The organism is Cytobacillus purgationiresistens (assembly GCF_030813235.1).
In the GTDB taxonomy this organism is placed as follows: Bacteria; Bacillota; Bacilli; order Bacillales; family Cytobacillaceae; genus Cytobacillus; species Cytobacillus purgationiresistens.
On the sequence record NZ_JAUSUB010000023.1, the window covers coordinates 1 to 21699 of the forward strand.

Annotated in this window: 27 protein-coding genes; 7 read left to right on the plus strand and 20 right to left on the minus strand. The window is 36.8% G+C overall.

What is annotated here, in order from left to right:
- Positions 1-598: 598 nt before the first annotated feature.
- Together J2S17_RS20625 and J2S17_RS20630 are read right to left on the minus strand one after the other, a co-directional pair.
- Complete coding sequence (locus tag J2S17_RS20625) at positions 599-811, minus strand: acetyl-CoA carboxylase biotin carboxyl carrier protein subunit (RefSeq protein WP_307477694.1); 213 nt, start codon at positions 809-811, stop codon at positions 599-601.
- Positions 812-826: 15 nt separating this feature from the next.
- Entirely contained in the window at positions 827-2170 is a 1344-nt protein-coding gene (locus J2S17_RS20630) for an acetyl-CoA carboxylase biotin carboxylase subunit (protein WP_307477695.1), read from the minus strand.
- Between the two features lie 322 nt (positions 2171-2492).
- On the opposite strand from J2S17_RS20630, the gene J2S17_RS20635 reads away from it, so the two are divergent.
- Entirely contained in the window at positions 2493-2972 is a 480-nt protein-coding gene (locus J2S17_RS20635) for an N-acetyltransferase (protein WP_307477696.1), read from the plus strand.
- A gap of 122 nt (positions 2973-3094) precedes the next feature.
- Here the strand turns inward: J2S17_RS20635 and J2S17_RS20640 are convergent, their stop codons facing one another.
- From J2S17_RS20640 to J2S17_RS20655, 4 genes are all read right to left on the minus strand, one after another.
- Positions 3095-3697: an RsfA family transcriptional regulator gene (locus J2S17_RS20640; RefSeq protein ID WP_307477697.1), complete on the minus strand. Its 603-nt coding sequence runs from the start codon at positions 3695-3697 to the stop codon at positions 3095-3097.
- 134 nt (positions 3698-3831) lie between these two features.
- Positions 3832-4584, minus strand: coding sequence for an enoyl-CoA hydratase/isomerase family protein (locus J2S17_RS20645; RefSeq protein ID WP_307477698.1), 753 nt, complete (start codon positions 4582-4584; stop codon positions 3832-3834).
- Positions 4585-4707: 123 nt separating this feature from the next.
- Complete coding sequence (rpmF, locus tag J2S17_RS20650; protein WP_307477699.1) at positions 4708-4881, minus strand: 50S ribosomal protein L32; 174 nt, start codon at positions 4879-4881, stop codon at positions 4708-4710.
- Positions 4882-5048: 167 nt separating this feature from the next.
- Positions 5049-5573, minus strand: coding sequence for a YceD family protein (locus tag J2S17_RS20655; RefSeq protein ID WP_307477700.1), 525 nt, complete (start codon positions 5571-5573; stop codon positions 5049-5051).
- A gap of 390 nt (positions 5574-5963) precedes the next feature.
- Here J2S17_RS20655 and J2S17_RS20660 point away from each other — a divergent pair, with 390 nt between their 5' ends.
- Positions 5964-7181, plus strand: a complete 1218-nt coding sequence (locus J2S17_RS20660) for a nucleotidyltransferase (protein ID WP_307477701.1) — start codon at positions 5964-5966, stop codon at positions 7179-7181.
- Positions 7182-7243: 62 nt separating this feature from the next.
- Here the strand turns inward: J2S17_RS20660 and J2S17_RS20665 are convergent, their stop codons facing one another.
- Together J2S17_RS20665 and J2S17_RS20670 are read right to left on the minus strand one after the other, a co-directional pair.
- The gene (locus J2S17_RS20665) at positions 7244-8260 is read right to left on the minus strand and encodes a SepM family pheromone-processing serine protease (protein WP_307477702.1); all 1017 of its coding nucleotides are present in this window, start codon (positions 8258-8260) and stop codon (positions 7244-7246) included.
- Positions 8257-9045, minus strand: a complete 789-nt coding sequence (locus J2S17_RS20670; RefSeq protein ID WP_307477794.1) for a patatin-like phospholipase family protein — start codon at positions 9043-9045, stop codon at positions 8257-8259. Before J2S17_RS20670 ends, J2S17_RS20665 begins: the two co-directional genes overlap by 4 nt.
- 332 nt (positions 9046-9377) lie before the next feature.
- Here J2S17_RS20670 and spoVV point away from each other — a divergent pair, with 332 nt between their 5' ends.
- On the plus strand, positions 9378-10592 hold the full coding sequence (spoVV, locus tag J2S17_RS20675; RefSeq protein ID WP_307477704.1) for a dipicolinic acid transporter SpoVV: 1215 nt from the start codon (positions 9378-9380) through the stop codon (positions 10590-10592).
- Between the two features lie 77 nt (positions 10593-10669).
- On the opposite strand, the gene coaD is transcribed toward spoVV, so the two are convergent.
- The 3 genes from coaD to J2S17_RS20690 all read right to left on the minus strand — a co-directional run bounded on the left by coaD (position 10670) and on the right by J2S17_RS20690 (position 13508).
- Positions 10670-11152 carry a pantetheine-phosphate adenylyltransferase gene (gene coaD, locus J2S17_RS20680; protein WP_307477706.1) on the minus strand — a complete coding sequence of 161 codons (483 nt, stop codon included), beginning with the start codon at positions 11150-11152 and terminating at the stop codon, positions 10670-10672.
- A 20-nt stretch (positions 11153-11172) separates the two neighbouring features.
- Positions 11173-11736, minus strand: coding sequence for a 16S rRNA (guanine(966)-N(2))-methyltransferase RsmD (gene rsmD, locus J2S17_RS20685; RefSeq protein WP_307477796.1), 564 nt, complete (start codon positions 11734-11736; stop codon positions 11173-11175).
- A gap of 356 nt (positions 11737-12092) precedes the next feature.
- Positions 12093-13508 carry a stalk domain-containing protein gene (locus J2S17_RS20690; RefSeq protein WP_307477708.1) on the minus strand — a complete coding sequence of 472 codons (1416 nt, stop codon included), beginning with the start codon at positions 13506-13508 and terminating at the stop codon, positions 12093-12095.
- Positions 13509-13808: 300 nt separating this feature from the next.
- Here J2S17_RS20690 and J2S17_RS20695 point away from each other — a divergent pair, with 300 nt between their 5' ends.
- Positions 13809-14198: a DUF7147 family protein gene (locus J2S17_RS20695; RefSeq protein WP_307477710.1), complete on the plus strand. Its 390-nt coding sequence runs from the start codon at positions 13809-13811 to the stop codon at positions 14196-14198.
- A gap of 166 nt (positions 14199-14364) precedes the next feature.
- Here the strand turns inward: J2S17_RS20695 and J2S17_RS20700 are convergent, their stop codons facing one another.
- The 5 genes from J2S17_RS20700 to J2S17_RS20720 form a co-directional block, all read right to left on the minus strand.
- Entirely contained in the window at positions 14365-14640 is a 276-nt protein-coding gene (locus tag J2S17_RS20700) for a YlbG family protein (RefSeq protein WP_307477711.1), read from the minus strand.
- A gap of 227 nt (positions 14641-14867) precedes the next feature.
- Positions 14868-15314 carry a YlbF/YmcA family competence regulator gene (locus J2S17_RS20705; RefSeq protein ID WP_307477712.1) on the minus strand — a complete coding sequence of 149 codons (447 nt, stop codon included), beginning with the start codon at positions 15312-15314 and terminating at the stop codon, positions 14868-14870.
- Between the two features lie 64 nt (positions 15315-15378).
- On the minus strand, positions 15379-15813 hold the full coding sequence (locus J2S17_RS20710; RefSeq protein ID WP_307477713.1) for a hypothetical protein: 435 nt from the start codon (positions 15811-15813) through the stop codon (positions 15379-15381).
- 101 nt (positions 15814-15914) lie between these two features.
- On the minus strand, positions 15915-16154 hold the full coding sequence (locus tag J2S17_RS20715) for a YlbE-like family protein (RefSeq protein ID WP_307477714.1): 240 nt from the start codon (positions 16152-16154) through the stop codon (positions 15915-15917).
- A 20-nt stretch (positions 16155-16174) separates the two neighbouring features.
- Positions 16175-16591: a YlbD family protein gene (locus J2S17_RS20720; protein WP_307477715.1), complete on the minus strand. Its 417-nt coding sequence runs from the start codon at positions 16589-16591 to the stop codon at positions 16175-16177.
- A gap of 59 nt (positions 16592-16650) precedes the next feature.
- Between J2S17_RS20720 and J2S17_RS20725 the strand changes: the two genes are divergently transcribed.
- Positions 16651-17232, plus strand: coding sequence for a PaaI family thioesterase (locus tag J2S17_RS20725; protein ID WP_307477716.1), 582 nt, complete (start codon positions 16651-16653; stop codon positions 17230-17232).
- A 94-nt stretch (positions 17233-17326) separates the two neighbouring features.
- Here the strand turns inward: J2S17_RS20725 and J2S17_RS20730 are convergent, their stop codons facing one another.
- A complete protein-coding gene (locus tag J2S17_RS20730; protein WP_307477717.1) occupies positions 17327-18352 on the minus strand; it encodes a CAP domain-containing protein in 1026 nt (341 codons plus the stop codon).
- Positions 18353-18853: 501 nt separating this feature from the next.
- Between J2S17_RS20730 and J2S17_RS20735 the strand changes: the two genes are divergently transcribed.
- On the plus strand, positions 18854-19213 hold the full coding sequence (locus J2S17_RS20735) for a YugN family protein (protein ID WP_307477718.1): 360 nt from the start codon (positions 18854-18856) through the stop codon (positions 19211-19213).
- A gap of 58 nt (positions 19214-19271) precedes the next feature.
- On the opposite strand, the gene J2S17_RS20740 is transcribed toward J2S17_RS20735, so the two are convergent.
- The 3 genes from J2S17_RS20740 to J2S17_RS20750 form a co-directional block, all read right to left on the minus strand.
- On the minus strand, positions 19272-19619 hold the full coding sequence (locus tag J2S17_RS20740; protein ID WP_307477719.1) for a hypothetical protein: 348 nt from the start codon (positions 19617-19619) through the stop codon (positions 19272-19274).
- An 87-nt stretch (positions 19620-19706) separates the two neighbouring features.
- Complete coding sequence (locus J2S17_RS20745; protein WP_307477720.1) at positions 19707-20027, minus strand: sterol carrier protein domain-containing protein; 321 nt, start codon at positions 20025-20027, stop codon at positions 19707-19709.
- Positions 20028-20105: 78 nt separating this feature from the next.
- Positions 20106-20849, minus strand: a complete 744-nt coding sequence (locus tag J2S17_RS20750) for a GNAT family N-acetyltransferase (RefSeq protein WP_307477721.1) — start codon at positions 20847-20849, stop codon at positions 20106-20108.
- A 247-nt stretch (positions 20850-21096) separates the two neighbouring features.
- On the opposite strand from J2S17_RS20750, the gene J2S17_RS20755 reads away from it, so the two are divergent.
- On the plus strand, positions 21097-21558 hold the full coding sequence (locus J2S17_RS20755) for a YhfM domain-containing protein (RefSeq protein WP_307477722.1): 462 nt from the start codon (positions 21097-21099) through the stop codon (positions 21556-21558).
- The last annotated feature ends 141 nt before the right edge of the window (positions 21559-21699 follow it).

Sequence of the window (21699 nt, forward strand, 5' to 3'; positions counted from 1 at the left end):
GCGGAGGAAATGAAGGTCGATCTTTACCTTCAATTCATTCGTGACTTAAGACCTCGAGGGGCTAGCCACCGCAACTAGACAAAATAGAAATGTGGTGGTGGCTTGCTCAGGAGCGACAAGCTTAAGACGCGGAGGAAATGAAGGCTGAACTTTGCCTTCAATTCCTCGGTGACTTAAGACCTCGAGCTCCTAGCCACCACAACTAGACAAAAATAAAAATGTGGAGGTGGCTTGCTTAGCCCCGACAAGCTTAAGACGCGGAGGAAATGAAGGTCGATCTTTACCTTCAATTCATTCGTGACTTAAGACCTCGAGGGGCTAGCCACCGCAACTAGACAAAATAGAAATGTGGAGGTGGCTTGCTCAGGAGCGACAAGCTTAAGGCGATCCAACTATAAAGGTGATTATTACCCTTGTGGTTGGATTGACTTAAGACCTCGGCTCCTAGCCACCGCAACTAGATAATTAGAAATGTGGAGGAGCCTTGGTCAGCCCCGACAAGCTTAAGGTGCGGAGGAAATGAAGGTCGATCTTTACCCTCAATTCCATATTAAATCACGCCATATTGGACATCCAAGGATCCCTAAATTTCAAACGATTATTCAATAACGAGTAAAACGTCACCTTCATTAACAAAATCGCCAATATTCACCTTAAGTTCAGCGATTTTTCCACTGTCTGGGCTTTCAATAGGTATTTCCATTTTCATCGATTCCAGCATGATGACCTCTTGACCTGCGGTAATTTCATCACCATTAGCTACCATTACATTTAATACAGTCCCTGCCATTGTTGCATTAATTTCTTTCATTCCGATTTCCTCCTATTATTTAACGGCAAATGCCTTATTTACTAAGTAACTTGTTGAATACTGCCCTGCTACAAAATCCTGGTCCCTAACAATTTCTTTAAACAACGGGGCATTTGTTTTTATCCCCTCAATCTTAACTTCAGAAAAAAAGACTTGCGCTCGCTCAATTGCTATCTGCCTTGTATCCCCATAAATAATACATTTAGCAATCATTGGATCATAGAAAGGTGTAACTGTAGAATTTGTTTGATAACCATAATCAACCCTTACACCTTCAATGTTTTTCCATTCAAACAATTGAATGAGACCTGGTGAAGGAAGAAAAGTATTTGGATCCTCAGCATATAACCTAAATTCTATGGATTGACCTTTAGATTGGATTTCGTCCTGTAGGAGAGGCAATTTTTCTCCCTTTGCCACAAGAATTTGCCATTTCACTAAATCCAGGCCAGTGATTTGTTCTGTAACAGGATGCTCCACTTGTAATCTCGTGTTCATTTCTAAGAAATAAAAGTTTTCCTGCTCATCGACGATAAACTCAATCGTACCTGCATTTGTGTATTGCACTGCTTCAGCTGCTGCAAGTGCTGTTTGAAACATTTTCTCTTTTGTTCCATCTGATAGGAATGGGGATGGAGATTCTTCAACAACTTTTTGGTGTCGCCTTTGAATGGAGCAATCCCTTTCAAAAAGATGAACCCTGTTCCCATGACTATCTCCAAAAATTTGTACTTCAATATGACGTGCATTTTCAATAAATTTTTCTACAAACACTTCATCAGAACCAAAATAAGCTTTTGCTCTTCCCTTAGTCGCTTGGAAAGATTTAGTGAGCGCTTGCTCATTTTCACAGCGTACCATTCCTATTCCGCCCCCGCCACTGCTCGCTTTTAGCATGACTGGGTAACCCATAGATTGTGCTAGTTGACAAGCCTCTTCCACAGTAGATGTTCCCGCTTCACTGCCTGGAACAACCGGAACACCAGCATCAGCCATTGTTTTTCTTGAAATTATTTTATCTCCCATTAACTCAATCGTATTCGGATCGGGACCGATATATTTTATCCCTTCCTTTTCAACAGTTCTAGCAAAATCAGCGTTTTCCGAGAGAAAGCCATATCCAGGATGAATGGCATCAGCCTTCTCTCTTTTAGCCACTTCAAGTATTGCATCAGTATTTAAATATGACTTGTTAACAGGCGCTTCACCGATTGGGAATGAGTAGGTTGCTTCTTGAACAAAGGGCATATCCTTATCAGCGTGAGAGTATACCGCAATGGATTCAATCCCCATTTCCCGACAAGTCTTTATAATTCTTAAAGCAATTTCTCCCCTATTAGCAATAAGTATTTTTTTCACTTTCAATCTCCTTTCACCATTAGAATAGGAAAGTATTCAATCCTAAAAAGGACAGCCACTCACAAAAAAAGTAAGGGCTTTTTGAAAAACTTTTATTGCAATATTATTTATTTCTACAATCTTCTGTATTTTTCCTTCTTTTTTTTGAAAACGCTTTCTATATTTTTTTGATATTAAAGGTTATTTCAAATAGTTATGTAGAAAGGTGCAGAAATTTTCGTAATATTGTTATATAATAGTAGTGTAGTAAGCGCATTCAGGGTATATAAGATACAAGAAAGAAAATCATTTATTAACTGAACATAGCTTGGGGGATTAAAAAATGAATTATAAAGTTGAAAAATTAAAAGTGAATTACAAGACCCTAGAAGATTTTAAAAAGTTTAAAGAATATGGTGTACAAGAGTTATCCATGAGTGAAGACCTTGAAGCGAATATTGTTGAAAATGGCAGTGAATCACCATTTTACGGGGTATATTTTGGCGACAAATTGGTTGCTAGGATGAGCCTCTATCAAGTAGAAGGAAGATTTAACCGCTATTTCGAACCAGCACAGGATTATTTAGAACTGTGGAAGCTAGAAGTACTTCCGGACTACCAATCTAAAGGGTATGGCAGTGCTTTAGTGCAGTTTGCAAAAGAGTTTGGACTTCCTATTAAAACAAACTCACGCGTTAAATCAAAAGATTTTTGGACAAAAATGGACTTCTCTTCCATACAATATGACATGGAAAGAGATTTAGGCGAAAACCCGCTCGTCTGGTTCCCTCATGGCGTGAAAGAACAATCAACAGAAAAGTAAGCTAAAATAAAAAAAGGAATCCTTTGTTCAATAATGGCAAAGGATTCCTTTTTTGATTGATTATCATAAAAGTACATAATAAAAAAGTGATTCGATGAAGGACTTCATCGGAATAGACAAACCTATACTTTTACATTTTTATGACGGTCATCGCCCTTTAATACAACCATCTTCCTTGCCCGTTCCATAATATCTATTAAGGCTTTATAATCTTCTTCAATTGAATGGAGTTCTTTTATTAATTTTTCATTCTCTGCCGCTAAGTAATAGGTTTGTTTTTCCAATTGTTGAATCCTGTCCTCATACACAGTTAAATCCTTTTGATGACCTCCCGCGTTTTTAGCCTTTTCATATAACGACTTTATATTTTGCAGAAACACTTCAAGCTCGGGAAGATGAATATCTGTTGGTAATTCCTGCACTGCACCATTCCTCACTGCTTGCGCATGAGTATTCATAAATTCATTAATTTCTGTTTTAGCCGTTTTTGGCTGTTTTTTAAGCTCTTTTCGTTGTTTTTTTGCCAACTCTATCCCTGTTTTATACTGCTTCCTTACATAAGAATTCCAGCGAAACCCGCAAGCTGCCGCCGTTCTTGACAGCTGCCTACCAACCTCCTCAAATGCAAGCAATTGTGTACCACCCTCGCGAATATGACGAAGAACAACTTCTGCTAGCAGTAAATCCTCATCTTGTGACCATGCATCCTGACGCGTTGCAGTCATTAGAAACCCCTCCTAGTGTTTTTATTTCATCATATGCTTCTACTAGAAAAGATAGACTGATATCTGCATTAGAATATATTTGTTTTACCATAATTTTTAAAAATCACAGATGAATAGAACGAAGGACAAATTGTTTATTTGTTCAAAAATTTTGCGACCTGTTCATGATGAGCTTCTTCACCCCATAAAATGGCACAACGATTGACTTCTTCATTCACTCTTTCTTCGATTCCATTATGGATCATCTTTTTAATAAACATCTCTTTATACGCTTTAAGAACATCTGATTCGAGCTTCATTATGTTATGTAAGTATGATTGGCCTGCTGTGATTGCATCTCCACTATATATAGAATGTACGAATCCTAGCTGGAGTAATTGCTCGTCATTATAAGGAATGGCTTCCATCAGCATTTTCATCGCATCTGCATGCGTGAGTTTTTCTGATATAATGGTACCTCCTCCCCAGCCTGTTGTAATCGCTAGTGAACCTTGTATAAAACCGGCCCTCATTCCATTTTTCGCAATCCGAAAATCACAGGCTGAAGCAAGCTCACATCCTCCCCCAACAGCCGTTCCGTTCATTACAGCTATTGTTGGCTTAGGTAATAATAGAATTTTAATTAATATGTCAGACATACGTTTTAACATCACATACGCTTCATCCGCAGTCCTTAATTGATGAAAAACGGATAAATCTCCACCAGAGCAAAAAGCACTTTCTCCAGCACCAGTTATCATCATCGCTTTAATCTCATTTTCTTTAGCAAGCGATACCGCTTTCTCCAGTCCATCCATCACATCATAGCTTATTGCATTCCTTTTTTCTTCTCTATTGATCGTAAAAACTAGCAGTCCGTCCTGCTCTTCAATGATATATGATTCCATCGCAATATCTCCCCTAAACATTAAATTATCTGATATTTATTATAGCGCAAAAAGAAAATTTCTCCCATTAAACAATAAAAAGCACAAGAACATTAAAGTTCTTGTGCTTTTTATGTTAAGAAATTAGTTGCTTACAACTTCTTTTCCTTTGTATGTTCCACAAGCTTTGCAAACGCGGTGTGCAAGTTTCATGTCACCACAGTTTGGGCATTCTACCATACCAGGAACCTGTAATTTAAAATGGGTACGACGTTTTCTTTTTGCAGTTTTAGAAGTTCTTCTAAAAGGTACAGCCATTATTCCCACCTCCTTAAAGAGAATTAGAGACGTTCAAACTCAAGGAATTGCATCTATCATTACAGAGTAGCACTGCTCTCCTATATTTGAACATACACTATTAAGAAAGTTATGAAGGCCAGATATTGCTGGATTCTTCAAAGGCTTCTTGTTCTTCTTACTTCCTATTATGTATCGGAAGAAGAATCATTTTGATTAAAAAACTGTGCAAGTCCGGCAAGACGAGGATCAACTTTATCCTTATTATCTTGCTCGCTGATAACTTCCCAACCTTTACCAGATTGAGGAGCTCCATCTTCTCTGCTTTCTTCACAGAAAACCTGCATTGGGACTTCGAGTATTAGGATTTCATGAATGACCGGCATAAGGTCAATCACATCACCGTCTACTTGATGAACTTCCTCTCCAGTTTCAAAATCAGTGTTTTTTAAGAGGAATGTTTCAATTGTCTCAACATTAATTGGAAATTTTACGTCAACTAAAGTACGAGAACAAGGAAGTATTAAATGACCTTCTATTTTCAAATGAAAAGTCACTTTAGCCGAATCAATATCTGCACGGCCGCATATATGCATTGGTGAAGCGTCTCTAATATCTGGATCAAGCTTAATTACTTCATCCACATTGACGATTTCATCAATGGGTAAGTCCTTGCTTCGATATTTTTGTAACTGACTTAAAGTCCATTTCATACGAATCACCCCAAGGCAACAAAGGTAATTATAGCTTTCATATAATTATTTGTCAATATTTTTTCTTTACAGTCCGGAACAAGTTCATCCCGGATAAATGAGACACTCTTTGTATTTTAACCATTTTTTTATCATTTGCAAACATTATTATTAATAATAAGAAATAAGAACTGGCTAAAACATCAAAAACCGACGACTTTTTACTGCATTTATCACCAGCTCACATGAATGGGTTAACCCTTTAGTATCATATGCAGACTTATTTTAATTGGATTCCATCCATATATTTTTAATGATGGTCTTCACATTTCATAAGTGTTTTTAGCATTGTTAGTGATAACCCTTATTTTCCTCTATAATAAGAGAAAAATGAAAGGAGCTGGGAGATTAATGAAAGCTGTTGGAGTTGTAGTTGAGTATAATCCTTTTCATAATGGCCATTCCTATCATTTGCAGGAAGCGAAGAAGCATACCGATGCGGATGTTGTCATCGCAGTGATGAGCGGGAATTTCTTACAACGCGGGGAACCAGCACTGGTTTCAAAATGGTCAAGGACAAAAATGGCTCTACAAGCAGGCTGTGACATCGTCATAGAGCTGCCCTATCAATTTGCTACACAACAAGCCAATAGCTTTGCAAGTGGCGCAGTGTCCATTCTAGAGGCAATTCGGTGTGAGTATCTGTGCTTTGGCAGTGAATCAGGGGACATCGGGGCATTTTTGGATTCTATTCATTTTCTAGAGGAGCAAGATAGCAATTATCAACAATTAGTGAAAAAATACATAGATCAAGGTAATAGCTATCCTAAAGCTTCATCTTTAGCCTATCAAGCTTTAGCTCCGGATAAGGCATTGATTGATCTGACTAAGCCGAATAATATATTAGGCTTTCAATACATTAAAGCCATTCAAGCACAGAATACGCGAATGAAACCAGTCACAATCGGACGTAAAAATGCAGATTATCACGATGAAGATTTCACCTCGGCAACGATTGCCAGTGCAACCAGTCTTAGAAAAGCACTATTTTCACATAAAGGTAAACTCTGTGATATCCAGACATATGTTCCTGAAACCACTTATGAGGAACTAAATTATTATTACAGCCGCTTTGGACTGTTTCATCACTGGGAAAATTATTGGCCTCTGTTGAAATATCGCTTGCTTCATTCTACACCAGATGAGCTAAGAAGAGTCTATGAAGTTGAGGAAGGAATTGAAAATAGATTCCTTCATTTAGCATGGCAGGCTGAGTCCTTCAAAGCTTTTATGGAAGGACTAAAAACAAAGCGATATACTTGGACAAGGCTCCAACGAATCTGCGTTCATATCTTAACAAATACTTTAAAAGAAGAGATGCAGTCAACTCATAATACGGCTGAATATTTACGTCTTTTGGGAATGACAGACAAAGGCAGAGAATATTTGAATAAGAATAAAACCAAGTTGGATTTACCGTTAATATCCAGGATAACTACACGCGATCAAGAAAAATTAGCACTTGATATTAAAGCATCAAGAATCTATGCGTTAGCAGGTACAAAAAAGGTGCAGCAAGAATTATTAGCACAAGATTTTAAACAACCGCCCATCATCATATCTAGCTAGCTGTTGCATATACAAAAGAAGGCCAACCACATTTTACTGCGGTTGGCCTTTTATGTATCATTTTACTTATTATCAAGGGAAAGCAGATAGTCTACTGCTTCATCAAAAGTATCAATAGGAATTATTTTCATATTCGTCTTAATATCTTTTGCAGTCGCTATGGCAGCCAAATAATTTGAATCTTTATTCCCTGCTTCATTAGGAGCAAAAAAGATGTCAGCACCAGCTTTATCTGCAGCAACTACTTTTTGCTCAACCCCACCTATTCTGCCTACAGTGCCCTCGGGAGCAATGGTTCCTGTTCCAGCAATCCTATATCCCTTTGTCAAATCTTCTTCAATTAATTGATCATAAATTTCCAGCGAGAACATGAATCCCGCTGACGGGCCGCCTATTTCGCTGCTATCTATTTCCACCTTTGGTTCGACTTCAATCTCCTTATCGTCAACCAATGTGATACCTACACCCGCTTTGCCCGTTTGCGGTAAAACTTTTAATGTTAGCTCAACCTCTTTGATATCTTTATCACGTTCATAAGTTAATACAGCTTTTTCCCCTTTTTTCTTCTTTGAAATTATGTCAATAAATTCAGTTGAAGAGTCAAACTTTTGTCCATCCACTTCGATAATTCTATCGCCAAGTTCTATTGCCCCTTCAGCCGGCATTCCTTCCATCACTTGTAATACGTAGACACCTTTATATTCATAGTGAATAGGAATATTTGCATGCTGATAAGCCACTTCAATGGCTGCTGATTTAGATGAATCCATTAGGTGAAGTTGACGAAGATTATATTCTTTATCTGTTTCGTCCTCTCTGCGAATTTCTTCTACAGGATGAATTTTTTGATATTTACTTAACTTCGCAGTCAAATAAGCATAAATGTTAGCCTTACCCATTCTTACAGTTGTCAGCATAAAGGTGCCTTCAGACTGAGAGGCATTATCCACTTCTATAATCGGTTCTAATTCCTTTGCCATTCCTGGTTTAGACACATAGTATGGCAGATAGAAAAAAGAGCTAAGTAGCACAAGGATTGCTACGACAAAGAAGGAGCGGACTAAAAACCGATTTTTCATTCTCCTTGCCCCTTCCAATTAAGTATTGTTTCTTTAATTTTTTCTGTATGCTTTCGCGCTTCCTCTTCACCTATCATAATAATTTCTTCAATATTTGTAAAAGCCTTTGAACTAAACATTTCAACTCTCGGCTTAATCATAAAGTCTGAAGCAATTTCGCGATGTTTCACATTCTCCATTTGTAAGATATCTAAGCTCTGCATGATCACATCATAAATCGAAGTGATTTCCGTATTTACCTTTACATGAGACACATCGACGGCTATAACAATATCAGCACCCATTTCCTTCACAACTGAAACGGGGACTCGATCCACTACTCCTCCATCTACTAGAAGGCGTCCATTTATTTTTTCTGGGACAAAAATGCCTGGAATGGATATGCTCGCCCTAACCGCATCTGCAATAGGGCCTTTATCAAAAATGACCTTATCACCGGTCATTAAATCTGTTGCGACGACAGAAACGGGAATACTTAATTCCTCTATATTCTTCCCATGTGTAAATACCCTGATAAGTTCTTTTACGCGTTTACCTGCTATAAAACCCATTTTAGGCACTGTAAAGTCAATATAATACTTTCGTTTAAATACAGTGGAGAATTTATATAGTCGCTCGATGTCTAAGCCCGCACCATAAAAACAACCGACCATCGCACCCATGCTGCTCCCGGCAATTAAATCAATCGGTATTCCTTCTTCTTGGAGAACCTTAATAACTCCTAAGTGAGCAAAACCTCGCGCACCTCCTGAACCGAGCGATAATCCAACTTTTGGACGACCCAGGGAGAATCCCTCCTTTAGATGTTGGTTCCTTCACATTTCCTCTACTTTAAGAACCGTCTCCATATAAGGGTATGTAGAGAGAAGCACTTTAGTTATTATCCATTAGATGAACGATAAACAGCTTGTTAATATTATGGTCTATTTCAAACTTCTATGAGTATATTGAATAATATGAGGACAGGCCAAGATTCTTTTTACATATGGATTGTTCATCTATATTCTGTTTGTATTTTCAAAGTAACCTGCTAGAAAAGATACCTACTCCTTATTTTACCATATAAACTTTTTTTTACACAGTAGGTAAGCAATACCTGAGGGAGGCTCAGTTTCGCGTGTTACGTTCTAAAATCAAAACCATTATCCTTGCTCTTTCAGTTTCATTGGTGGCGTTATCTCTTATTTCATTTCCACAAGAATCAATTGATGCATCTACTAGGGGCCTCAATATGTGGTGGGAAATCGTCTTCCCTTCATTATTACCATTTTTTATAGTATCTGAGATCCTCATCGGATTTGGTGTAGTACGATTCATCGGTGTTCTTCTAGAGCCGCTTATGCGACCTTTATTTAAAGTGCCAGGGGTCGGGGGGTTTGTTCTGGCAATGGGAATGGCCTCAGGCTATCCAGCAGGAGCGAAGTTTACCGCCCGATTAAGACAAGAAAAACAAATTTCTAGAATTGAAGCTGAGCGACTCGTATCATTCAGCAATTGCTCCAATCCTTTATTTATTTTTGGTGCTGTTTCAGTAGGCTTCTTCAATAATGCCAAGATAGGCATTATTTTAGCATTAGCTCATTATCTAGGTAATATTACAGTCGGCTTATTAATGAGGTTTTATGGTAAAAACCAAGAGAAGGAAGAAATCGTTACAAAAAAAAGAAAGGCTACATTACGATCAGCATTTTCCGTTCTTCACCAAACTAGAATGAGTGAACAAAGACCCCTTGGGAAATTACTAGGTGACGCTGTGATGTCTTCCATTCAAACACTTCTCATGATTGGCGGATTTATTATTCTATTTTCCGTCATTAATAAACTGTTATTCCATGTCGGAATCACAGTCGTTTTAGCAAAATTCTTAGAAGTGCTCTTATCAATCTTTCAGTTATCACCTGAATTGAGTATCGCATTATTTTCAGGCATCTTCGAGCTCACACTTGGAAATCAAATGGCCAGTCAGGTTGATACAGTAACTTTAATGGAAAAAGTCATTGTAGCTAGCGCCATTCTTGCCTTTTGTGGCTTTAGCGTACAAGCACAAGTCGCTAGTATCTTAGCGCAAACCGACATCCGCTTTAAACCATTTTTTTTCGCAAGAATCATCCATGCTTTTATTGCAGCATTATACGCCTTCATTTTTTGGAAAGTATTATATGAACGCCTCTATCAATTTGAGCAGCCATCAAACGCCATTCCCGTTTTTCTATTTGGAGAAGGATCCTTGTATTATCAATTAGTAGAATACGGCCCCATCATTACAATCGCTTCATTAATGATTTATATTTTCATACTTGCTAAAAGAATTTATTTACCAAATGGCCACTAAATTCAAGGTATGATTTTGCCAATATTAAAAAAACTGATCCGTGAAAAGATTTAATCTCTTTAACGGATCAGTTATTATTATATTGAAAATTTTTCTTGTAATGCCATTCTTACAGCTGGCGGAACAAGGTCAGAAATATCGCCATTATACTTTGCCACTTCTTTTACTATACTTGAGCTAAGGAATGAGTACTGATTATTGGTCATCACAAAAAATGTTTCAATTTCATCGTTTAATACGCGGTTCATGGAAGTGATTTGCATCTCATATTCAAAATCTGATACCGCTCTCAGCCCTCTAATAAGAGCACTTGCTTCTACACTTTTTGCGTATTCAACTAATAGCCCTTGGTAGGAGTCTACTACTACATTGGGAATATCCTTAGTCACTTCTTTAATTAATTCCATTCTTTCTTCTACTGTAAATAACGGGTTCTTCGATGAATTATTTAATAGCACGACATGAATCTGATTAAACACCTTTGCCCCTCTTTTAATGATGTCCAAATGACCATATGTAATTGGGTCAAAACTACCCGGACAAACAGCAATGCCTTTCATAAATATCCCCCTTTGATTCACTAGCTTTTATGTATGTTTTTATTAAAAATGGAAATTGAAATCATTCCATAATTTTCGTGTTTATTTTGAATAAAATCCCCGATTTCATTAGGTAAAGTAACATCCGAACCATGCTCGCAAACGATGACACCGCTTGATGACAACAGATTTGCAGAATCGATTAATTCCAACAACGCTACAAGTTGCTGTTTTTTATAAGGTGGATCTAAAAATATATAGTCGAAAGTCAGCTCTCTTTTTATAAGCGCTTTCAATGCTCTTGAAGAATCATTGCGGTAAACTTCAACATTTTCCTCTAATTCGCAAGTTCGAATATTATCATGAATCGTTTGAATCGCTTTTCCATCACGGTCTACAAATATGACTTTTTCTGCACCCCTGCTTAATGCCTCAATCCCTAACCCGCCACTGCCAGCATATAAATCAAGACCTATTCCTCCATCAAAATACGGACCGATCATATTAAAAATGGCTTCTTTCACTTTATCTGTTGTCGGCCGTGTAGAATTGCCAGGGACTGCCTTTAAATGCTTTCCTTTTTGTGTTCCAGATACTACTCGCATATTTATCACCACTACTTGTTTTATCAATTTTCTTCCCTATCCTACCACAATATTTGCTTGCTAGCCAACAAGTTTTTGATAGCGCAACCAGCTAAACACACTCTCATGGTAATTTTTAACGGCAGGATGTATAACCTCATTTATTATGGAAATAATGAAATTAACAGCATCTATTCGAGGATGTTGTTGCCAACCGCGGAGAAGACTTACGTTTCCCCATAAGTTCTTCCTCCGGTTTCTCCTCTCCCTTTGCCTTCTATCCTTTTTGAGGGTATAGAAGGACCCTGCAGAAAATGTCTGCAGGGCTTTTTTTATATTTGAATTGCATATTTCTAAGGATTTGCAAGCGTTTAAGGTTAATAAGATAAAAAGATTTCATTTTCTGATTCTTTTATTTTAAGAAGAAAAATATTTTGCAGCCATTTTCTTTCTATATATAATTGACCATTCTTTTTTGTAAGAGGATTTTGTAATAGTCCGTATTTCTCCTCGTTATTTATGAAGATAGATTGATTTGTGTAAAAACGGTATGTATCCTCATCTTTTTTTAACATTAATTCTTGGTCTGATAGCTCTTTCACCTTAAATCCAAGCTTTTCCATCGTTTCCTTGAATGGGAAAAGATATTGATCCTCATCTTTAATGATCCTCATCTTTGTCTCTTTATTACCTAATATTATGAGGTCCCTTGAATCATAGAAATTCAAGTCAACCGTCTCAGCTCCCGCTTGAAAGCTCTCCACAAAAAAGTTTGTTTCATCGCCTTTACTGGCCATAAGCAACAGATCTAAATCTTTGGCAGAAATGGATCCTTTGTGAGAAATAACAGCTTCGATAAACCGTGTACGTTCTATCTCTGTCAAATTCTCTTCAAACATCTGATAGACTGATTGAGCCTTTTTTCCCTCTGGGTGCTTATTGTTTGTCCATGCAGTAAAGACGTCAATGAACCATGGATGATTCACTGTTACATCACTTAATTTATATGAAAAAAACCAATCTAAACTTTCCTTTTTTATGTCTTCTAGAGTAGCGGTACTAGACGCGAAGATTATGCCATTTCCTTTTGTACCTTTTACATCATCAGTTAAAATAATGGATACATAAGGGAAATCAATTAATTTATTCAATTGCTGGCTCAATTTTTCTAACGCTTTATCATCATATTTATTAGAAAAAATCGCCATTTTACTATTCACTTGATATCCTTCAAGTGTCTCCGCTTGCCAGAAGAGGGATGGTGTTGCGTTCTCCCCTTCAAAGTAGTGATAATCAATGAGATCTTTTTTTATGGATCCCTTTAGTGGGACACCAGCTATCCATGAACCTTCTCTTCTTAAAGACTCAGTTATTTCAATCTCCGTTTTGACCATATCAATATCAGGAAAAGTGATGGACCATTGCTGGAGGAAAATTGCTTCTCCACTATTTGAAAGGGGAATGGTATATTGGAAAGCTAAATCAGTATCATCAGCTACCATTACATCAGATTGATTCCACTTTGTATCACATGCCTCACCATCTTTTGTAACGCACTTCCAATCCTTCACTTTTTTCGGAATGTCTATTCTATATTGGTTTTCTGCTGTTAAATCAGTAACAGTCTGCGTTACTTCCAAGCCGTTACTGACTGATTTAACTGCAATATATTGTTTGGCCTGTTCTATACGAGATTGATGATTACTTTTCTTTTCAGAAAAAGAATCCCATTGCATCAATAGCACACAGCCGATAATGATAACAAATAGTAAAAGGATTCCCGTTTTTCTCATTGCCTGTCCCCTTTTTGAATAATCTTCTAACCTTTATACTAACCTTAACAAATTCACGATTAGCAGTCACATTATTTTTTATTTTTTCCTCCTAAAGGGAAAAGGAATTTAATATACTCAGGCTTGTGTAAGACAAGCCTAGATAAACCTATAAATAAATCACCAATGATTACTTCATATTTTTTCTGAAAAATGTTAAAGTTATGTGGACAATGGACGTCATATCCATTGCTCTTTTTATGTTTTTAGCTGTGGGGCTGAGCGAGGCTCCTCCGCATTTCTTATAAGGGGGTTTTGTTGTTGATACAGAGATTTATTGAATTAGGTGAAGGGTACTCAGATATTTATGAGTTGATAGAATTGGCGAAATCAAATCAAGCAAGGCTTTCGCATATGATGGCGCTATATACAACAAAAGACGATAAGGAAGTTACTTCTTTAGTTGTTATTCTGCACCCAGCCGAGGAAGGGAAATTTCAGCCGCTTTATGTATGCCGTGAAGGAATCCCTAACCCTACAGACAAGCCAAACAAACGTTATGACCTATTTGCTGAAGCCGCAGAACAGCTTGGTAAGACTGTTATTAGAATTAGTGTCAAACCGTCTTCCATCTTTGCAGAAAAAGAATTATACTATCAGCAATTAATTGGGATACTACGCTTAAACCATTATTTACCTGCATTGAAATAGATAAAGATCGGATATGACTGGAAATGATGCATCTTCACCGCATCCTCTGCCCCATATCCAATCCTCTTCTAACCACTTAAAAACCCACAAATGACTTAGGATTTTCAAATCTAGTTTAATCCATATTAAAAATAAAAACAAAAGAAGAGGGCCAAAAGTCCTCTTCTTAAATACCCATTTTATAGTCGTATTCTTTTGCTTTATCAGGTTTTGCATTTTCAAACTCGATCTTTAGAAAAGGCTTATAAGATGGTTCTGCTTTTTTTACAAATGAATATGAACTGATTTTTTCTATTAAGCTTTCGGTGTCTTCAAGATTACAATACAAAACAACATATTTCAGTCGTTTTGATACATAATGCACATTTCCAAACCTTCTCAGCATTTTTGCCTGTTTTAAAGAATAAAGCCAGACAATAATCCCCTGTCTTTGACCGAGCATACTATGTCCCCTTTTGTTCAATTGTTCTTTTTAGTCTAGCACAATAAAAACAACAATATCAATATGAATTTAGAAAAGTGCCTCTGTTGCCGGCTTGTTCCCTCTATCAATAAGTAAAAAGAGAAGGGTTTTCTACTGAAAGATACCACGATATTTTACATAGAAATCCCCTGCTTATAAATAAAAACGGCTTGGCTCTTCCGCCAAACCGTTTTTCTGTTAAAAAGTTACGCTGAACAGCTACAGCCACCGCCAGATCCGCATCCCCCTGCACAGCTTGATGAGCTGTCAAAGAAAGGATTGCCTGTAGGGACTTTAATCTGCATGGATACGGAATGTCCTATGATGACACTAATCTCATCTAATAGACTTTGCAGCTCGTTCTCAGCCTTACGGAACTCAGCTACATTTACGTCCATATCCATATCCCGTTTTAAAGTTCTAATGGACATCATGACTTTCTTATAATCCGGATGATATTTGCCAAAACGCTGAACCTCTTCATAAAGATCTTTCATCTTTACAAATTCAGTTATTTTCGCTTGTGTTTCTTGACTTGATTGTATGTTATATGTGCATTGGCGATAATACTCCGCTTCTTCTGATTGCTTAATCATTTCAGCGATTTCATCAGCCACGTCTAATATTTCAATTCTTTCAATTGTAGCAAGCAACTTAAAGCTCACCTCCATAATCTATTTTACCATGAATTACTGGAAAGCTAAAGTCGAGCCCTACTCATGAAATCACTACTATAAATTCTTTTGTTAAAAAATATGTTGAAGGATCATCCTTCACAATTTCCAGTTTAATATGGTGGCGACCGGATGACAAATCCTTTATTTTAAAAGCTGCTGATGAGATTTCTTCCTTTTTTATACCGTCAACATACACAATGAATTTTGCTTTATTCTTACCAGCATGATCTCTAAAAGAAACGCCGTCTACAATACACTCAATTAATAAATCCTTTCCATCTACACGATGCTTAACAAAGAAATCTTGCGCACCTTTCGCAGTTACTGTGATAGCTGAAATAGGATCAATCACATTGATTTCATTCCCAGGAGTCACTTTACTCTTTGTTTCTGGTTCTGGAATATCCTTATTACAGCCAACTAAAAGCATATGTAATGATAGCAAATAGACAACAGATCTGAATGGTTTTTTCATCCGTGAAATCCACTCCTTTTTTTGTATTATTATTTGTAGACTTCCGTATTTTTACTCTATAAAAAACAAAAAGCTCTCTCAAAGTTTGAGAAAGCCATTTTTTATGATTTCGAATTCATTGCTTGAAACATGCTCATCATCATCGATGCCATTTGCACGCCATTGGAAAACTTCTCAACATGATGGTGAATTGTTTTTTTATGATAATGTAAAGTCTCAACTTCAAGTTTTTGAATTTCTGCGGGGTTTCTGGATAAGGTCCTATACCATTGGGGCTGCTCTCGAACGAAATCCTGTAATTCCTTTTTTTGTTGAAGATAATCCCTTATTTCTTTTCTCAAAATGTTTCTTCCTCTCTTTGTTAATCTTTATTGAATGTGAATGGATTTGGTTTCTGTTGGCTGCTATTCGATGATACTCCTCCTTTAGGACTGCTGCCACCTTGAAATTGAGAAATCACCCCTTGAATGGCTGCTAAAGCTTGGCTCATGTTGGCAATATAGCCTTGCATCTGATTTACATCCATTTTTTTGAGCGAACCCATCACATTCTCCATCCAATCAGGCTGTTTTGATTCAGTGTCTTCTTTAGTTCCACCTTCATCTTTCTCTTTACCAAGGGATGCCCACTTTGAATCTTCTTCTCCAAGCAAATACCATTCTTCATATAACTCTTGCCAAGTTGAGTTTCCTGCTCGAACTTGTTTAATCATCGCAGGATTTCCCTTAACAAATTCTTTAAATTGCTCTACAGAAGGATGAAGTTGCTTCTTTGCCATATTACTCACCTCATTCCGTTACAAATGCCTATAATACAATATGATGGAGAAAATAATTAGTGAATCATTTCAGGAACAATTTCACACAACTTTCGTGTTACTATAGTGAAGGCATCTTTGCTATTACAGTAAAAGGGGACGGGGTCTGTTTGAAGGAAAAGGAAGAACTAAAGCTTTTGTTTAACAGTTTAATCGACACAGGCAACGAAGAGGAATTACGAATATTATCAGGTGTATTGGATGGATTGAAGAAAAAAAAAGATGGAATGCATGCCTCATATATAGGTGGGATTTTCCAAATGGAGGATGCCCTTTATGATGGTGAATGTGAATTAAAAATCCCCTTAACACCATTCGTAAATAATCCTTTAAACATTGTTCATGGAGGGGTTATTGCGACGATGATTGATACAGCTATGGGTACATTAGCAAATCAATATCTAAATGAATACGAAGGAGCAGTCACAACTCAATTAAATATTCATTACTTAGCCCCAGGAAAAGGCAGCTACCTTATTTGTAAAGCTCGGATCGATCATAAGGGGTCAAAAACATTGGTCCTTTCTGCTGATGTCTATCGAGATGACGGCAAAAAGGCCGCTCAAGCAAGTGGAAGTTTCTTTATTGTTAATAAAAAATAAACAATGCCATTTATTCCACCCTAAATATGAATGATCAGAAAAAAACGATAAAACCTCCCTCCAATCTGCATGATTGGAAGGGGCTTTATCGCCGTCATTCTCCCCATTTTTCAATGAAGTTTTGAGTATACTGTTTTTTATAAACACCTACACCTATATGCGTGAATTGATCATTCAATAAACTATCCCTGTGGCCTTTACTGTTTATCCAACCTTCAACAACTGCAGGAGCATCTACATAATTAGCAGCGATATTCTCTCCAGCAGAAAGGTACGCAACTCCTCCAGCCTTTAGTCGATCAGATAATTCACCAAACTTCTCCGATGTATGTGAGAATTCTTCACTTTCAAACATATCAACACTATGCCCTAATGCAACCTCGGCAGTTTGAGCATCCCATTCTAAAGGCTCAAGGCCATTGCGATGTCGAATGACATTTGATATATCAACAATTTGTTTTTCTTTCCCTCTATTAACTGCTTCCGATTCTTCATCTGTGAAATCATCGACTGACAGTAATTCACCACGATATACCATTTCATATGGCCTTAACATAACGAGTGATACCGGGTCTAAAAACCTCACACTGGATAGAGCTCCAGTAAATTTATCTAGATAAAGCAGAGCGAAATAATCTTTCCCGATTCTTACACTCGGCCGCATATTTAGGTCTGCCTCAGAAAGTTCGAAACGATAGGAACTGCCTTCAAGTTCAATCTCAATATTTGTTTCGGCAAAGAGTGATGAATAAATTTCCCCAGATGGTTGTCCAATTCTAAATGGTGTAACATCGACATCATCACCAGTAGCAAAAATGGTAATGACTTTATTATTCAATACACCAACCTGAACATATGCTTCATCGCTCAAATAATAAATCCACCAGTCATATCCATGAAATGAAGGATCAATTCGATCAGGCTTTCCAATTTCTGCTTCTACCGTATCAGTACTTTTCCCCATTAGAGTCATCAAACCCTCTTTAGGTAACTCAGCTGCTAAATCACTATTTTTATGAATCTCTTCACCAATTGAATAGTCAACTTCTGGAGCTTGTCCCTCTTCTCCGATTAATATATTCTCACTTCCTGAAAAGTCTAAATAAAGCCAGATAACCAAAAAGGCAAAGATTAAAATAAATATTCGGATTAAAGTTCGCAGAATCTTATACCTCCTTATATGAAATGTGGAGGCGCCTTGCTCTGCCCCGACAAGCTTAAGACGTAAAGGAAATGAAGGTGGTCTTTTCCTTCAATTCCTTTGTGACTTAAGACCTCGAAGGGCTAGCCACCGCATATGGATATTCTATTAAAACTACTACTAATTGTATGCATATACTATTAATAATAGTATATCATCAATAACTTTCTTTTTAATAGCGTGAATTATTATTGTTAAAAAAACATTTACAATCAGAATTTGTACTTTTCTATTTTTAGGTCACACTATAATTAAACCTCGCTATTGATTTTACAAAATATGATCGATAAGGCTTCTCTTTAGCCCTTTAACCATTGCAACTTACTCTTTTTTCAACTATTATTAAATTTGAGATGATTTGTGATTGGGGCAGTTTACCAATTAAAAATGAAATGCAAAGTGTTTTAGGAGGGACTAACATTGAAACTTGAAAATAATGGACTCGAGGGCAAACAAGTAGATTTAAATCGACTTGATGATCTAATGTCATCATACGGTCTTGTCCGTGAAGGTCAATGGGATTATGAAAGAGTTACATACGATCGTAAGTTTGAATTAAAAGAAGGCATTTATTACTTACGTGTTTTTGGTTATGCAGTTGAAGGGGATGTAGGAGCCCATAAGGCACTTATCCAATTACTCACACCTTTACTTGGAAAGTATTATTATCCTCATGGTGTTGAATACGGAGATGGCGAACATTTCCCTGCATCACTTGTTAAGCAATCTGAGAAGATTCTTTCAGATATCAATGGTGAATTAGATAAAATTGTAAAATAATCATCCATTTAAAAAAAGACGCTTAGTAACTAAGCGTCTTTTTTTTCATTGAGAAAAATCATTTTACCATCATTTTTGCGATATAAAGATGAATTTTTTTTGCTTCTAGCCCTGTGAAAAGTTTGATTTCTTCAGCAATCTGTTTTTGTAAAATGGTAAGGTTTTCTATTAAGCCAATATAGCCGATTACTGTCAATTTGACTTTTACACTCACTTGATTTTGATGGAATGCAATCGATATATCATCAGAGCTTTTCTTAAATAAGGAAATGGTATGCATCTGTGGTTCAATTACACCATTCATCCCTAGTTCCTTGACATTGGATTCTATGATTGAAGAAATAATATATTTAGCAACTTTCATTGTTTCAGGATTCGAATCTTCCAACAGCCTCATCTGCTCCACTTCTTTCTGTACATTTGCAGTAGCTATGCGTGCATACTACATTAAATGCTAAAGTGGAGGATTGAGTGCTAGTGCTAATCAATCTGCCTAGAAGAAATCATAAAATAATGTTTTCAGATGCGGAATTTTCTTTTCAAACACTCCTACATCTGAGGGTGTGCCACTGATTTCCCCCATTTGATAAAGGTCTATTGGGCGCTTATGGCCAATTAGAATGCTTGAAAGAGCATTAATGCTTAATTCAAGCTTAGGATGCTGGCCCTCACAATCAACCGCCTCCCCTTTAAGGCTGAAGCAGCGATTGTTCCATGCTGCATATTGGTCTTTTATATGTAAGATTACATTATCAGGTGTCTCTATAAAGTCATATTGTTGCAAGCATCCACCTACATCTACGATTCTGCCCATAAAATATGGATACACTTCAATTTTCTGTTTTGGCTGTTTTAAAAAGTAAGGAAAGGGATCATTGTTTGGTAGCACTAGCTAAACCTTACCTAGCATAGAGTCATGCTGACAAATAAAATTCCAAAGCTGTACACGGGCTTCTTGATCAAGCCCTACATATTCAGAAACCCTCATCACACGATCCTGTATTTCATAAATCATATATCCGGTTTCTTGACCCTGCTCATTCGTAAAAACAGCAATTTCATCATCGTGAGAATAAATAGAGGTTTTCCACCAATCCTGATCTCTTACTAATCCGCCGGAATAGTGTGAAATATACTCTTTATACATCTGTTCAATAGATTGATTCCCACTTTTGTTGACTCTTTTAATAGTGCCAGCTAATTGTCCAATCATTGCTAGGTCTTTCGTTTCTATTATCACTTTCTTATTCTCGGCAAAAATCTCCCACCCATATTTTCGATAAAACCCAATATCAAAAGGGTGCAAAAATGAAAAAACTTCTCCCTTGGATTTCATTTCTTTGAGGGATTGGGCAATTAATTCTTTGACATGCCCTTTTCTCCTGTATTCTGGATAAGTTGCCACTCCAGCAATACCACCCATTTTCCAGTCATGGCCATTGATACTGATCTGTAATGAGAGCATATGCAGCTTAGAGGCTAATCGGTCTTCCTCCCATATACCGATAATCTGCTGTTTATCGAGCATTTTCTTGCGCTTGTCTATCTCATGATCTTGTACTTTGTATTGAAACGCATACATAGACAGCTTGATTGCCTCTTCATATTGATCGCTCTTTAATCTTTGAATACTCATTTTATTCCCACCATTCCTTCTCATAATGCTACTCTCTATTTATTTCTGCACCGATAACAATATCCCTTTTAAATGCCTGAAAAAATGGTCGGAATATGTAAACTACTATATCTATTTATTTATCAAAAGGTTGATTTCGTAAATTGTTGTTTTTTAATACTGTAAAAAAATTTATCTTTAGAAACATTAAGAGGTTTTTATTCGTCTAATGAGAATGAAATAGTAAAACTTTGGGAGGTAATAATATTTGAAAATAGGAATCTTTATAGCGTTATCTTTATCTTTTATGTCTCTGATTCTTTTCGGTTGTCAACAAAGAGGGAATATCTATACTGAAGCTGAAGATAATCCATCTGCTGAATTAGAAAACAATAAATATCTTGCAATGGACAGCAATTTTATAAACATCGGCATTACAAAATTAAAAGGTGTTGATAACCTTATTTTTGATGACAAAGAATCTCTTAAAGCCTTTCAAGAAGTATTTTCAAGTGCCTCGAAAGAAGAGAGCATAGTAAATATGAATGACCCCGAATATTATGTGAATCTCGTTTATGTTAAAAATACTCAGCGGAGTTTATATTTATGGATAGGTGAAAAAGGACAAAGAAGCACATTTATGAAAACAGAGGATACGCACACCATTTATACTGTTTCAGAAGAAATGACCGGTAAATTGAGTGAATTAGTTGAATCTCATTTTAAATGAGTCTTCGTATGAGTTTATGCACTTTTTAGCATTTTTTCACTAGTGATATTCGATTTTTGACACGCTGAAATAATTCTAATTCAAGCCAACGAAACCAGAGATCATTTATGCAATAACTTGAAATCGTCTCATTCAGGTCTT

Excerpts from the sequence above, each read along its gene's own strand:
- J2S17_RS20625 (WP_307477694.1), bottom strand. The coding sequence starts at position 811 with ATGAAAGAAATTAATGCAACAATGGCAGGGACTGTATTAAATGTAATG.
- J2S17_RS20635 (WP_307477696.1), top strand. The coding sequence starts at position 2,493 with ATGAATTATAAAGTTGAAAAATTAAAAGTGAATTACAAGACCCTAGAA.
- J2S17_RS20640 (WP_307477697.1), bottom strand. The coding sequence starts at position 3,697 with ATGACTGCAACGCGTCAGGATGCATGGTCACAAGATGAGGATTTACTG.
- J2S17_RS20645 (WP_307477698.1), bottom strand. The coding sequence starts at position 4,584 with ATGGAATCATATATCATTGAAGAGCAGGACGGACTGCTAGTTTTTACG.
- rpmF (WP_307477699.1), bottom strand. The coding sequence starts at position 4,881 with ATGGCTGTACCTTTTAGAAGAACTTCTAAAACTGCAAAAAGAAAACGT.
- J2S17_RS20655 (WP_307477700.1), bottom strand. The coding sequence starts at position 5,573 with ATGAAATGGACTTTAAGTCAGTTACAAAAATATCGAAGCAAGGACTTA.
- J2S17_RS20660 (WP_307477701.1), top strand. The coding sequence starts at position 5,964 with ATGAAAGCTGTTGGAGTTGTAGTTGAGTATAATCCTTTTCATAATGGC.
- J2S17_RS20665 (WP_307477702.1), bottom strand. The coding sequence starts at position 8,260 with ATGAAAAATCGGTTTTTAGTCCGCTCCTTCTTTGTCGTAGCAATCCTT.
- coaD (WP_307477706.1), bottom strand. The coding sequence starts at position 11,152 with ATGAAAGGCATTGCTGTTTGTCCGGGTAGTTTTGACCCAATTACATAT.
- rsmD (WP_307477796.1), bottom strand. The coding sequence starts at position 11,736 with ATGCGAGTAGTATCTGGAACACAAAAAGGAAAGCATTTAAAGGCAGTC.
- J2S17_RS20690 (WP_307477708.1), bottom strand. The coding sequence starts at position 13,508 with ATGAGAAAAACGGGAATCCTTTTACTATTTGTTATCATTATCGGCTGT.
- J2S17_RS20700 (WP_307477711.1), bottom strand. The coding sequence starts at position 14,640 with ATGCTCGGTCAAAGACAGGGGATTATTGTCTGGCTTTATTCTTTAAAA.
- J2S17_RS20710 (WP_307477713.1), bottom strand. The coding sequence starts at position 15,813 with ATGAAAAAACCATTCAGATCTGTTGTCTATTTGCTATCATTACATATG.
- J2S17_RS20720 (WP_307477715.1), bottom strand. The coding sequence starts at position 16,591 with ATGGCAAAGAAGCAACTTCATCCTTCTGTAGAGCAATTTAAAGAATTT.
- J2S17_RS20745 (WP_307477720.1), bottom strand. The coding sequence starts at position 20,027 with ATGGGCAGAATCGTAGATGTAGGTGGATGCTTGCAACAATATGACTTT.
- J2S17_RS20750 (WP_307477721.1), bottom strand. The coding sequence starts at position 20,849 with ATGAGTATTCAAAGATTAAAGAGCGATCAATATGAAGAGGCAATCAAG.